A 13,045-nucleotide genomic window follows, 5' to 3' on the forward strand; every position below is an offset into this window, starting at 1 on the left:
GATATACACCTTCCATTTATAACAGAATTTACGAGGAACCTTATGAAAGTCGGTATTATCGGCGCGATGGAACAAGAAGTAACATTACTGCGCGATCGGATTGAAAACCGCCAGACCTTTCAACGTGCGGGTTGCGAAATCTACACCGGACAAATCAACGGTGTGGACGTCGCACTGCTGAAATCCGGTATCGGTAAAGTCTCCGCCGCACTGGGCACCACGCTGCTGCTGGAACACAGCAAGCCAGATGTGGTGATTAATACCGGTTCCGCTGGCGGACTGGCGCCGACACTGAATGTCGGCGATATCGTCGTTTCTGATGAAGTACGTTACCACGATGCCGACGTCACGGCCTTTGGCTATGAACCCGGCCAGATGGCGGGCTGCCCTGCCGCTTTCCCTGCCGATGAAAAACTCATCGCACTGGCGCAGGAAGCAATTACCGATTTACAACTCAATGCTGTGCGCGGTCTGGTTGTTAGCGGCGACGCCTTCATTAACGGCGCAGAGCCGTTAGCGCGCATCCGCACCACCTTCCCGCAGGCCATTGCCGTGGAAATGGAAGCTACCGCGATCGCCCATGTTTGCCATCAATTCGCCGTACCGTTTGTGGTGGTTCGCGCCATTTCTGATGTAGCCGATAAAGCTTCACACCTGAGTTTTGATGAGTTCCTGAGCGTCGCCGCACAGCAATCAACGCGGATGGTAGAAGCGATTTTGGCTAAATTAGCTGCACGCTAATCGATGACTTTCAGGCTCCTCTGCTGGCTGACCGGGCTACTACTCTGCACCGCCGCTTATGCTATGCCGCAACGTGTTATCAGTCTCGCACCGCACGCGACGGAAATGGCCTATGCGGCTGGCATGGGCGAACAGCTAGTTGCGGTCAGCGCCTGGTCAGATTACCCGCCGGAAGCGCAAAAATTGGAACAGGTTGCCTCCTGGCAAGGCATTAATCTGGAGCGAATCCTCGCCCTCAAGCCCGATCTGATTCTGGCCTGGCGCGAGGGCAACCCGCAGCGCCCGCTGGAACAGCTCGCCAACTTCTCGATTCCCATCGTTTATCTGGATGCAAAAACACTGGACGATATCCCCGCATCATTACGACAGTTGGCAACCTATAGCCGTCATCCTGAACAAGCCGAACAGGCCGCGATAAATTTTCAGCAGCAAATAGGCGAGCTACAGCACGCGGGTGAGAAGCATAAGGCAGCGCACGCCGTTCCGTTGCGGGTATTCATTCAATTTGGCACTCAACCGCTGTTTACCTCTTCGAAAGCCACGCTGCAAAGTCAGATCGTTTCACTATGCGGCGCAGAAAATATTTTTGACGACAGCCCAGTGCCTTGGCCACAGGTCAGTCGTGAACAGGTGTTAAGGCGGCAACCACAGGCCATTATTCTCGGCGGTGCTTCAGATAGAATTTCCAGCGTGCAGGCATTTTGGCAACCACAGCTCGCGGTTCCGGTAATTACCGTTAACGAAGACTGGTTTAGCCGCAGCGGCCCACGTTTACTATTAGCGGCACAGCAAATTTGCTCTCAATTAGCTGAATTAAGACCGGCATCCCCGTCAGTAAAATGAGCATTAATTAACACAATGAAATCATCTCGATAACAATAGCTTCATTAGTATACAAGCTGTAACACTAGCAGGCTTTTATTTCGCCAACATTTGCCGATAATCTGAGCGTAAGAGTGGAATCATAGACATCTACTAAGGTGCTGATTACTGCTCGTCATAACGAAATCAGAAAAATTTGAACCGATATCGGTTCCTTTACACCAGGTAGCTTAGAACATGAAAAATGCGTTGCTTTGCGCAAGCTTGCTGATCGCGGCTTGTGGAACTGCCTATGCAGGAAGTAGCGGCGGGCAAATTAATGCTCAACTGACGATATTACCGTCTTGTGGCGTAGCGCCGCAGTCCGGTCAATATCAAATGGCATGTAATGTCGCCTCTGTACCTCAACCTAAAATTACTGAGTCACGTATTCAGATCGATCAGGCAAAATTTTCAGCATCTGCGGCAAAAACCACGCAGGGTACGGAAACACGTTTGATTACGGTCGAATGGTAATCACAGTAAAAAAAGCCGTGTCTTGCAGCCAAGACACGGCTTTTTATTTTTAATCGGTGAATAACCGCAATGCAGGATCAGACGCTGAAAGAAGAACCACAGCCACAGGTGGATTTCGCATTCGGATTCGTCACGATGAAACGAGAGCCTTCCAGCCCTTCGGTATAATCCACCGCACCGCCAACCAGATATTGCAGGCTCATCGGATCAACCACCAGCGCCACACCTTGTTTCTCAATGGTCATATCGCCGTCGTTGATTTGATCATCAAAGGTAAAACCATACTGGAAACCGCTACAGCCGCCGCCCGTGATATATACACGCAGTTTCAGCTCTGGGTTTTCTTCATCAGCAATCAGGTTTTTCACCTTGCTTGCCGCCGCATCGGTAAATTGCAGGGGCAGTGCTGCTATATCATCGCTCATATTTTTACTCCCAACTCAGGGCTTATCAGGTGATAGACCCATATTCATACGCTTATTATCCGGCAGTAAGCGAAAACGTTCAAGATTTGACAGCCAGTGTTTAAATAAACGCCACATTATGCCGTCTTATACACCACACAGCCAGTACTCTCAGTGGGTATGATGCGGTGCGTTTTCAAGTGAAAGCCCGCACAGCGATTTCATAACGGCGGTCAGTTCATTAGAATACCCCTACATTTTACGATCAAGACCAGTCAGGACCGCGTAATGAACAAATCTGAAAGCCTGTATGCTGCGGCACAGCAACTTATTCCCGGCGGTGTGAACTCACCCGTTCGTGCTTTTAACGGCGTAGGCGGCACGCCGCTGTTCATCGAGCGAGCAGACGGTGCCTACCTCTACGACGCCGACGAACAAGCGTACATTGATTACGTGGGTTCATGGGGTCCGATGGTGCTGGGTCACAATCATCCGGCAATCCGTGATGCGGTAATCGCGGCAGCGGAACGCGGTCTGAGTTTTGGCGCGCCGACAGAAATGGAAGTGCAGATGGCACGGCTGGTCACCTCTCTGGTGCCAAGCATGGATATGGTGCGGATGGTCAATTCCGGTACGGAAGCCACCATGAGCGCAATCCGTCTGGCGCGTGGTTACACGGGCCGCGATAAAATTATCAAATTTGAAGGCTGCTACCATGGTCACGCCGACTGCCTGCTGGTGAAAGCCGGTTCCGGCGCCCTGACGCTGGGTCAACCGAACTCTCCCGGTGTGCCAGCCGATTTCGCCCGCCACACGCTGACCTGCGTCTATAACGATCTGTCATCCGTTCGCGCTGCGTTTGAACAATACCCTGATGAGATCGCCGCGATCATCGTGGAACCCGTCGCGGGCAACATGAACTGCGTCCCACCACTGCCAGATTTCCTTCCCGGCCTGCGCGCCCTGTGCGACGAGTTTGGTGCTCTGTTCATCATCGATGAGGTGATGACCGGTTTTCGTGTCGCGCTGGCAGGTGCACAGTCACACTACGGCGTGATTCCCGATCTGACCTGTTTGGGGAAAATCATCGGCGGCGGTATGCCTGTCGGCGCATTCGGCGGTAAGCGTGAGGTTATGCAGGCGCTGGCACCGACTGGCCCGGTTTATCAGGCGGGAACGCTGTCTGGCAACCCTATCGCCATGGCGGCAGGCTTTGCCTGTTTGACAGAAGTGGCGAAACCCGGCGTACATGAAAAGCTCACCGCGTTAACCAATCAGTTAGCCGATGGCCTGCTGGCTGCCGCGCAAGCCGAAAATATCCCGCTGGTGGTGAATCAGGCGGGCGGCATGTTTGGTCTGTTCTTCACGGATGCCGAGAGCGTCACCTGCTATCAGGATGTGATGAAGTGCGACGTCGAGCGCTTTAAGCTGTTCTTCCACATGATGCTGGAAGAAAGAATTTACCTTGCGCCGTCCGCGTTTGAAGCGGGCTTTATGTCGCTGGCACATACGCCACAAGATATCGAACGCACCATCGAAGCGGCACAGTTCTGCTTCTCACGTCTGTAAAAACTTCCTCCGGCGGCGTCATTCGCTGACGCCGTCATATTCGACCTAAAAATTAACCCTCATTACCTGGCCCGATACCGCTCATTTCACAGGCCAGCGCCCCCGCTCGCTTAAGCGCATAGGTATAGCGTTCATCAAACGGGTAGCAGCAAGACAATCTAAGTGCGTGCTTACAGCGGCCGCTCAGCGTGTAAAGCTCACCGGGCGTGACGCAAATTCGCTCCTGTAGCAGACGGTGAAATAGCTCAACCCCATCCACACCGCCCGGTAATTCCAGCCAGAAGACAAAGCCACCCTGCGGCTGCGTTGCCCGTGTACCCTGCGGGAAATGTCGAGCGATCAGCCCACGCGCCTCATCCATCTGCGCGGCATAGCACCGACGCAGCGTGCGCAGATGGTGATCGTAACCACCCGACTCCAGAAACTGCGCCAGCGTTTCCGATAGCAGCGCCGATTCCGCCATTGACGATACCGCTTTCAGCCGCGCCACGTTGGCGCGGAAACGGCCTGACGCCATCCAGCCGATGCGAAAATCGGGTGCCAGCGTTTTCGTGAAGCTGGAGCAGTAAATCACCCAGCCTTCGCGGTCGAAGGCTTTCACCGTCGGCGACAGCGGCCAGGTAAACTGAAGTTCGCTGTATAACCCGTCCTCGATCAGCGGCACCTGATAATCGTTCACCAGCTTTGCCAGCCGCTTTTTATCCGCCAGCGTCATGCTGCACCCTAACGGATTCTGCGCGTTCGGCATGGCAATAATCGCCTGTAATCGCTGTTCTGACAGCAGCAGTTCCAGCGCATCCAGCGCGAGACCGCGTTGCGGATCGGTGGGAATCTCCACCGTTTTAAGTCCCAGACTGGCGAGCAGAGGAAAGAGATAAAAATAGGTTGGCGTTTCCAAGCCCACACAGTCGCCCGGCTGCGTGACCGTGCGTAGCGCCAGTTGTAGCGCTTCCATACAGCCGTGGGTGATCGTGATGTCCTCGCGGGTCAATGACATGCCTAAGTCCATCGCTCGCCGCGCCACTTCACGCCGCAATCGTTCACTGCCCGGCGGCAGCGCATAGCGACCAATCAGTTCAGGCTGCCGCCGTAGCAAAGAAGCGGCAATACGGCTGATCTTTTCGGTAGGGTAGAAATCCGCATGCTGCGGACATGCCAGAGAAATGTTGATGTAATCAGGGTGCGTCTGAGCAGCAAACACGGTATCAATCAAATCCAATTTCTCACTGCCGGGCACAATCACCTGCGCACGGTGAGGCTTGCTCTCCGTCAGCGACGGCAGACGCCCTCGCACAAAATAGCCGGACTGCGGCCGTGCTTCGATCAACCCGCGATCTTCGAGAATACGCCAGGCATTTAATACCGTGTTAACACTCACTTGATGCGATCCAGCGACGCGACGAATAGAAGGCAGGCGACTTCCCGGCGCTAGCGTCCCTTGATGAATGGCCGTAGCGAAGGTTTCCGCGAGCTGTTGATAGAGCGTACTTTCTTGTGAGTCGATGATGGACACAGTTCCCCCGCCAGCCAATGAGTACAGTTAACGATTAATGCAATTTGTACCCATTACAATAATCATTTTTTGTATCTGTAACCATTTATTTTTTCTGCCTACCATAGTGTTCTCACCCCATCATCAGGATAACACCATGCTCGACCCTTCTTTTTTCAGCTACGTCACCGTCATGTCGATCACGCCGGGGCCCAATAATCTGCTGCTGGCGACGTCAGGCGTCAATTTTGGTCTGCGTCGAACGTTGCCGATGCTGATGGGGATTTTAATTGGCTGTGCGCTACAAACGGCGCTGATGGGCGTGGCATTGGAGCTGTTGCTGAGCTGGCTGAGCATGATCCGCCTGCCCCTCACTGTGCTGGGGTGCGTCTATCTGCTGTGGCTATCGTGGAAAATCGCGCGTTCATCAGCACCTGAATTACAAGGGCGAGTACAGCCGATGACCGTACTGCAAGGGACGTTATTTCAGGCGGTAAACCCAAAAGCCTGGCTGATGTCCAGCAACATCGCGCTGCTGTATACCGCCAGCAACGGTATCCTCCCCACGATGGTCGCCTTTATGGCGCTCAATCTGCCCTGCATTCTAGTTTGGGCCGTGCTCGGCGATCGTATCGGCAAACATCTTCAGGAACCGTGGAAACTGAAAGCCTTCAACGGCATCATGGCGCTTTCTCTGGTGCTTACTACATTCTGGATGCTGGCTGAAGCCATCAGCGTAACGGGTTAATCACACGACTTCGGCGGGCTACTCTACCCGCCGAAATTCGCGTTATCTCACCTGCTTGCGTAGCAGATAAACAAAGTAAGGCGCGCCGATAAACGTCGCGAGCAGCCCTGCCGGGATCTGCGCCGGAAAGAGGATCATCCGGCCAAACCAGTCAGCAATCACCATCAGAGCCCCACCAATCAATGCCGAGCTGGCGATTTGCGGCAACACGCGGCTAAAGCCCAGCATCCGTGCCATATGCGGTGCCATTAAGCCCACAAAGCTCATCGGCCCAACCATCAGGGTTGCCATCGCGGTCAGTACCGATGCTAGGAGTAACACCAGCAGACGAACCGGTGTGACAGCTACGCCAAGCGATCTGGCCGTTGTCGTACCCAGTGGCAAAATACGTAGCCAGCGCTGACAGAGCGGGACGATCAACAACAGCAGAACCGCAATTACCGCCGTGCGTATAGCGTCAGTCGGTTCGACCGCATAGGTTGAGCCCGACAGCCAGGTCAGCACCGTTCCCATACGCGGATCGCCACTGGCTAACAGCAACGCTATGACGGTGGAGAACGCCATACTGAGCGCAATCCCCGCCAGCAGCATACGCTGCGTGGAGAACCCACCGCGACCGGCGATAATCACCATGACCAGCAGCGTCAATGCCGCCCCCGCACTTCCAGCGGGAAGCAGCCACACGAACGCGTTTCCAGGGATGAAGAACAACAAAATAATGACGCCAAACGAGGCACCGGAGCTAATCCCCAACACTTCTGGGCTGCCCATCGGGTTGCCTGTCAACTTCTGGATTAGCGTTCCCGCCACCGCTAGCATCACTCCGGCGGTCAGCGCCGCCAGAACCCGAGGCCAGCGCCATGAAAGCAACTGCGCTAACACATCGCCACCGCCCCACTGCCAACCTTCTGCATCTTTCCCCAACATCAGCGCCGTGATAACCACCATCCCCAGTAGCACGATGCCAAGCACCAGCCACGTTCCCCACAGACGGCGTTCAACCGTCGGTATGCTGTTATTGTCGATCATCGCAGGTTGACTGCTATTACGCAGGCGCGGCAGCAGCCACAGTAGCAGCGGCGCACCAATCAGTGCCGTCGCCGCCCCCGTGGGGACGTCAAGCCACACGCGGCTCAGCCAGATAACCCCCTGATCGGTGACACCAAGTAGCAGCGCCCCTAGCAGTGGGGCAAATAAGAGGCGGTGAAGCAAGCGTCGTGCACCCAGCATCTTCGCCAACAGCGGCGCAAACAGGCCGATGAAACCGATAATCCCCGCCGCATTCACTAATTGGGCACACAGGAAAATTCCAAGCCCCAACGCGCTCAGACGTGCCAGCGACAGTCCAAGCCCCAAATTACGTGCAACGCCGTCATCCAGCCCCAACAACGTTAGTGGGCGAATCAACAATAGCGCCAGACAGAAACACACCAGAAGACGCGGGAGAACAAACTGCACATTGCTCCAGTCCTGTTGGTTCAGCACGCCGCTGCTCCATAGGAACAAGCCCTGAAGCTGCTCATGATGGAAAAGCACCAGCAGCTGATTGACCGCGCTACAGTAGAAACTCAGCACCAGCCCCGCCAGTATCAGCGTCACCGGCGATAACCGTTTGCCCCAAGCAACGCCAAAGACCAACGAGCCAACCACCAGCGCACCCATCATCGCAGCAGCCTGTTGAATCCATGCTCCACCGGGCAGCGCCCAGAGCGTTACCACCGTGATGCCTAGCTGTGCCCCCGTAGCAATCCCCAACGTTGACGGCTCGGCCAGCGGATTGCGCAAGACCTGCTGGAACAGTACGCCACACAACCCTAATCCTGCGCCAATCAGCGGTGCCAACACCATGCGCGGTAACAGGCTGTAGTGAAACAAAAGCTGCGGCATATTGTTCAAGGCGGGTTGGGTCAGCCCCTGAAACCATTGTGATATCGGCAATTGCTGCTGCAAGTTGTAGCTGCCCATCCCCAGCATCACGGACAGCAGAAAACCAATTAAAACAATGGGAAGCACCAGCGGGTGCACAGCACGCTTGTGCGCGGCAGACAGAGAATTAGGCATGCTTTCTTGCCTCCAATGCCTGATTCAATACGCGACAGAAGCGCATCGCCGAGAGCGTTCCACCATACAACCAGACGGCTGGCACACGTTGCAAACGCTGTTGACGCACAAACGGCATGGCCTGCCAAAGCGGATTATTTTCAAGCTGATCAAGCGTGGCGCTATCGCCGTGCTCGAAGCAAAGCACATTGGCATCCCCGATATCCGCCAGACGTTCAATGCCCACAATCGTACTGCCCCAGAAACTGGTTTCACCACGCCAGGCATTTTCTATCCCGATGTGATCCATCACTTCCTGAAACAGGCTGTTATTGCCAATCACCAGTACATGGCGGCTGTCTATCAGCGTGATGAGTAGCAGAGGCCGTTCGGTATACGGTTGAAGCGTGATTCTCTCCTGACGGAGAAACTGCTCCAGCTCCGTCAGGTGCCGTTCCCCAGCCTCTTTCAAATTTAACGCATCAGCCAGTTTCACGACCGAAGCCTGTGCCGACGTCAACGGTTTCCCCTGATCGCTGCTGAAGCCAAAACCCAGCATCGGCGAAATTTGGGACATTTTCGCAACCGACGGGCCGTAGCCTTCAGAGTAAAGAATCAGGGACGGGCGGATCTGCGTCAGCAATTCAAGGTTAGGCTCGGTACGCAGCCCCACATCAATCACCAATTCAGGCAATGCGGGCTCTTTCACCCACAGGTTGTAGTTATGTTTATCCGCAATCGCGAAGGGCGTGATGCCCAACGCCAGAAGCAGTTCAACAGGCAACCACTCCAGCGCCACAATGCGGTTTACATCGGGAAATGTGGTAGTGGCTCCCCGGCTCGCCGCTGAATAAACCAGCGGCGATAGCAGCAGCGCCGTCAGTAAACGACGGCGTAGCGGGTCAGGAGAACGCGGGGAAGAAAAAAGTTCAGGCATCATGAGCAGGTAAACCGAGTTAACAAACGAAGCTGACCGGCGCACCACCCGCCGGATGAGGCAGAATGCCCATGGGAATGCCGTAGATATTTTCCAGCACGTCCCCTTGCATCAGCGCAACAGGTTCACCCTGCGCAATCATTTTGCCACCGCGCAGCGCCACCAGATGATCGCAGTAGCGGGCAGCCATATTGATATCATGCAGTACCGCAATCACGGTAATGCCGCGCTCGTGGCTCATGCGCTGAATCAACGCCAGCACCTCAACCTGATGCGCAATATCCAGCGCGGAAGTCGGTTCATCCAGTAGCAGACAGCGGCTATCCTGCGCGACCGTCATCGCTAGCCAGGCTCGCTGCCGTTCACCGCCGGACAAACTATCCACCAGACGGTTAGCAAACGGCTTTAATCCCACCAGCGTGATGGCTTCTTCGACCTTTTCCCGATCGGCGCTGCCGAAACGGCCTAACGCGCCATGCCACGGGTAGCGCCCCACGGCAACCAACTCACGCACGGTCATCCCTTCAGCGGCAGGAAGCTGCTGCGGTAAATAGGCAACTTGACGGGCGAACAATTTGCTGTCCCAACTTCTGGTCGCCTGTTCACCCAGCAATGCGGTGCCGCTGCTGGCGGACTGATGGCGACCCAGAATTTTCAGCAATGTCGATTTGCCTGAGCCATTGTGCCCAATCAGACCACATACTTTCCCCACGGGGAACGTGATCGATAGCGGATGTAGCAGCGTGCGCCCGGCGACGGAAAAGCTGACGTCGTCCAGTCTGAAGGTGGTGTCAGGCAGTACAGTTTGATTTTGCATAGCGCTTTTGGTTTTTTAATGTCACCGAAGGAAAGGGATGAGCAGAATTCACTATTTCCGTCATCGTCGCTCTAAAAGCGAACGATAATGATTACGATAAAGGCAGCATGATAGGCGCAACGGAATACCAACCGCAAGACTTTTACCTGTCAGCGCCAGAGTGCCCCGGCAGGAAAAGTGGTATCTAACAGGGCGTGGTGATCGTCCCAAAATAGCAGGGGCAACAAAATGCCCCCAGATTAACTCAGCCTCTTAGTCACATTTTTATGCCACTGTTGAGGCGGTTTCGTGCGCGATAATACCGTCATTTTCATGCAACCTCGTAGCACGCGCCCGACACGGGACGGCTCAAACGCCGCTCGCCCCGTGACCCCAAGGCTTTTGGCGGAAATTATGCCGGATAACGACAAAACCCGTGATATCTCTATCTTTGTCTATAAGAGACAATAGATTAACCGAGGTAGTGATAAGCATTTATTGCCCAAACATTTCTTTTATCCAGTCTGCGACGCCTTCTCCGTTTTGCTGGTCCTGCTGCGCTGAAGGCTGCGGCTGGCTAGCCTGACACAACGCCTGCGGATTATCCGTCCAGATTGGCAATACACGCCCGGCGCTGCTGCCGTTGCAGATAAAGTTACCGCTGGCATCCACCGTCATGGTCGTAATGCCTTCCGGCGGCGTCAGCATCAACGGCAGCGGCGTTTGGTTCTCCAGATAGCGACGATAAATGGTCAGCGCACCGTTCGCTCCGGTCAGCTTGGCCGGGCCGTTGTTATCACGCCCTACCCAGCTAATCGCCACTTCTTTACCGTCGATCCCGGCAAACCAGCTGTCACGCAGGTCGTTCGTCGTACCCGTTTTTGCTGCCAGATGATAATTCGGGAATTTCACCGCCAGCGAACGCGACGTACCACGTTCAACAACCTGCTGCATGCCATACAGCGTCAGATAGGCTGCCTGCGCCGGAACCGCCCGTTCCGCCTGCGGGAAACTCTGATACAGCACCGTACCATCTTCCGCAATTACCGAACGCAGTGAGGAAAGTGGCGCGCGGTTGCCGCCGCTGGCGATCGTCTGGTATTCCTGCGCCACTTCCATCGGCGTTAAACTGATCGCCCCCAGCAGCATCGCTGGCACAGGTTGAATCACGTTTTCAGGAATACCTAAACGCTTCAACGTTGCCGTAACCTGATCCAGCCCTACAGCCATCCCCAGATTGACGGTCGGGACGTTCAGCGAATTCGCCAGCGCATCAACCAGCATGACGCGGCCACGGAATTCACGATCGTAGTTCTTCGGCTGCCATAACTGTCCGTTAGGCTGTTTGAGCGACAGCGGCTCATCCGCCAACAGGGTATTCAAACGATAGGTATCTGGCTGGCTCAGTGCCGTCAGGTACGTCGGTGGCTTCGCCAACGATCCGACAGGACGACGCGCCTGTAGCGCACGGTTAAACCCGGCATACTGCGTTTGAGCACCACCAACCATCGCGCGGACTTCGCCACTGAAACGATCGACAATCACCATCGCCGCTTCCAGATCGCTGACGTTACGGCCTGCACGCAGTGCTGGAACCCCGACTTCTACCGCTTTTTCCGCCGCATCCTGCGAGACCGGATCGAGCGTGGTAAAGACCTTCACGCCAGAGAGATCGTTAACCTTGTCGCCAAGCCGCTGTTGCAGTTCCTGACGCACCATCTGCATAAACGCTGGCTGAGGGCTGATTACGCCGCCTTTCGGCTGCACGCCCAGCGGACGCGCGCTCAGCATGTTGTACAGATCGGCATCAATCACCTGCTGATTCTGCAACAGGCGCAGCACCAGATTGCGGCGCTCTAACGTAATATCAGGGTTACGCCACGGGTTATACAGCGACGCCCCTTTCACCATCCCCACCAGCAGCGCTTGCTGATCGAGGCTCAGTTCATTTACCGGACGACCAAAGTAATACAGGCTGGCGAGCGGGAAGCCGCGAATCTGATCGTTACCGCTCTGACCGAGGTACACCTCGTTCAGATACAGCTCAAGGATACGATCCTTGCTGTAGCGATAATCCATGATCAGCGCCATATAAGCTTCGTTAGCTTTACGCCACAGCGAACGCTCGTTAGTCAGGAACAGGTTCTTCACCAACTGCTGCGTCAGCGTACTCCCGCCCTGTACCGCGCGTCCTGCTGTGATGTTGGCTAAAAACGCACGACCAATCGAGTACAGACTGATGCCATCGTGTTCATAAAAATGGCGGTCTTCGGTCGCAACCAGCGTATCAACCAGCAGATCGGGGAAACCGGCACGCGGCACAAACAAGCGCTGTTCACCGTTCGGCGACTGCATCATGGTGATCAGTTTCGGATCAAGACGGAAGAAGCCGAAATTACGCTGGTTGTCCAGATTCTGGATCTGCGACAAACGATCGTTGGCAAACGTCAGGCGCGCTTGAATCTGCCCTTCTTTCCCATCAGGAAAATCAAACGGGCGGCGTAGCATATCGATGCTGTTACCACGCACGCTGAATTCGCCCGGTCGGGTAATGCGGCTCACCTGACGGTATTGCATCCCTTCCAGCAGGCTAATCATCTCTTTCTGGCTATAGGCCATGCCAGGCTCAAGGTTGACCATGCGGCCATAGACGGCAGCAGGTAATTGCCAGACTTTGCCTTCAATACGGCTGCGGATCTGGCTGTCGAGGTACACGCCATAAATCGCCATCGCCACGGCAAAGATCAGAAACAGCTTGATCGCCAGCCCCAGCCAGCGCCGTCTTCTCTGTGGTTTCCGCGTCATCGCGTCATCGCCGTCGTCGTCATCATCGTCATAGTCGTCCTGATAATCGTCATAGTCATCATCGTAGTCGTCATCCCTGCGACGTCGTATGGTCTGCTTGCGTTCAGGCTTACGTTTTGGCGCTTTCCCTTTGCGTCCGATAGGTTCGCGGTCATCCCGAGACATTACAATAACT

At 55.1% G+C, this 13,045-nt stretch carries 11 protein-coding genes; 5 read left to right on the forward strand and 6 right to left on the reverse strand.

Annotation, left to right across the window (positions count from 1 at the left end; translation table 11 throughout):
• The first annotated feature begins 42 nt into the window (after positions 1-42).
• The 3 genes from mtnN to AACH44_RS14780 all read left to right on the forward strand — a co-directional run bounded on the left by mtnN (position 43) and on the right by AACH44_RS14780 (position 2,079).
• The gene (mtnN, locus tag AACH44_RS14770) at positions 43-741 is read left to right on the forward strand and encodes a 5'-methylthioadenosine/S-adenosylhomocysteine nucleosidase (protein ID WP_261847739.1); all 699 of its coding nucleotides are present in this window, start codon (positions 43-45) and stop codon (positions 739-741) included.
• Between the two features lie 3 nt (positions 742-744).
• Entirely contained in the window at positions 745-1,584 is an 840-nt protein-coding gene (gene btuF / locus AACH44_RS14775; RefSeq protein WP_261847740.1) for a vitamin B12 ABC transporter substrate-binding protein BtuF, read from the forward strand.
• A 216-nt stretch (positions 1,585-1,800) separates the two neighbouring features.
• A complete protein-coding gene (locus AACH44_RS14780; RefSeq protein ID WP_261847741.1) occupies positions 1,801-2,079 on the forward strand; it encodes a hypothetical protein in 279 nt (92 codons plus the stop codon).
• 77 nt (positions 2,080-2,156) lie between these two features.
• On the opposite strand, the gene erpA is transcribed toward AACH44_RS14780, so the two are convergent.
• Positions 2,157-2,504: an iron-sulfur cluster insertion protein ErpA gene (erpA, locus tag AACH44_RS14785; protein ID WP_005969047.1), complete on the reverse strand. Its 348-nt coding sequence runs from the start codon at positions 2,502-2,504 to the stop codon at positions 2,157-2,159.
• 267 nt (positions 2,505-2,771) lie between these two features.
• On the opposite strand from erpA, the gene hemL reads away from it, so the two are divergent.
• Positions 2,772-4,052 (forward strand): glutamate-1-semialdehyde 2,1-aminomutase, encoded by a 1,281-nt coding sequence (hemL, locus tag AACH44_RS14790; RefSeq protein WP_261847742.1) that lies wholly within the window; start codon positions 2,772-2,774, stop codon positions 4,050-4,052.
• Positions 4,053-4,104: 52 nt separating this feature from the next.
• On the opposite strand, the gene AACH44_RS14795 is transcribed toward hemL, so the two are convergent.
• On the reverse strand, positions 4,105-5,565 hold the full coding sequence (locus AACH44_RS14795; protein WP_261847743.1) for a PLP-dependent aminotransferase family protein: 1,461 nt from the start codon (positions 5,563-5,565) through the stop codon (positions 4,105-4,107).
• A gap of 136 nt (positions 5,566-5,701) precedes the next feature.
• On the opposite strand from AACH44_RS14795, the gene AACH44_RS14800 reads away from it, so the two are divergent.
• Positions 5,702-6,292 (forward strand): LysE family translocator, encoded by a 591-nt coding sequence (locus AACH44_RS14800; protein WP_261847744.1) that lies wholly within the window; start codon positions 5,702-5,704, stop codon positions 6,290-6,292.
• A 42-nt stretch (positions 6,293-6,334) separates the two neighbouring features.
• On the opposite strand, the gene fhuB is transcribed toward AACH44_RS14800, so the two are convergent.
• From fhuB to mrcB, 4 genes are all read right to left on the reverse strand, one after another.
• Positions 6,335-8,353: a Fe(3+)-hydroxamate ABC transporter permease FhuB gene (fhuB, locus tag AACH44_RS14805; RefSeq protein ID WP_261847745.1), complete on the reverse strand. Its 2,019-nt coding sequence runs from the start codon at positions 8,351-8,353 to the stop codon at positions 6,335-6,337.
• A complete protein-coding gene (gene fhuD, locus AACH44_RS14810; RefSeq protein WP_261847746.1) occupies positions 8,346-9,272 on the reverse strand; it encodes a Fe(3+)-hydroxamate ABC transporter substrate-binding protein FhuD in 927 nt (308 codons plus the stop codon). The genes fhuB and fhuD overlap by 8 nt, the downstream gene beginning before the upstream one ends.
• Before the next feature lie 16 nt (positions 9,273-9,288).
• Positions 9,289-10,086: a Fe3+-hydroxamate ABC transporter ATP-binding protein FhuC gene (fhuC, locus tag AACH44_RS14815; protein WP_261847747.1), complete on the reverse strand. Its 798-nt coding sequence runs from the start codon at positions 10,084-10,086 to the stop codon at positions 9,289-9,291.
• Between the two features lie 474 nt (positions 10,087-10,560).
• A complete protein-coding gene (gene mrcB / locus AACH44_RS14820) occupies positions 10,561-13,035 on the reverse strand; it encodes a bifunctional glycosyl transferase/transpeptidase (protein ID WP_261847748.1) in 2,475 nt (824 codons plus the stop codon).
• Between the last annotated feature and the right edge of the window lie 10 nt (positions 13,036-13,045).

Origin of the sequence: Pectobacterium araliae (assembly GCF_037076465.1) — a bacterium.
Lineage (GTDB): Bacteria > Pseudomonadota > Gammaproteobacteria > Enterobacterales > Enterobacteriaceae > Pectobacterium > Pectobacterium araliae.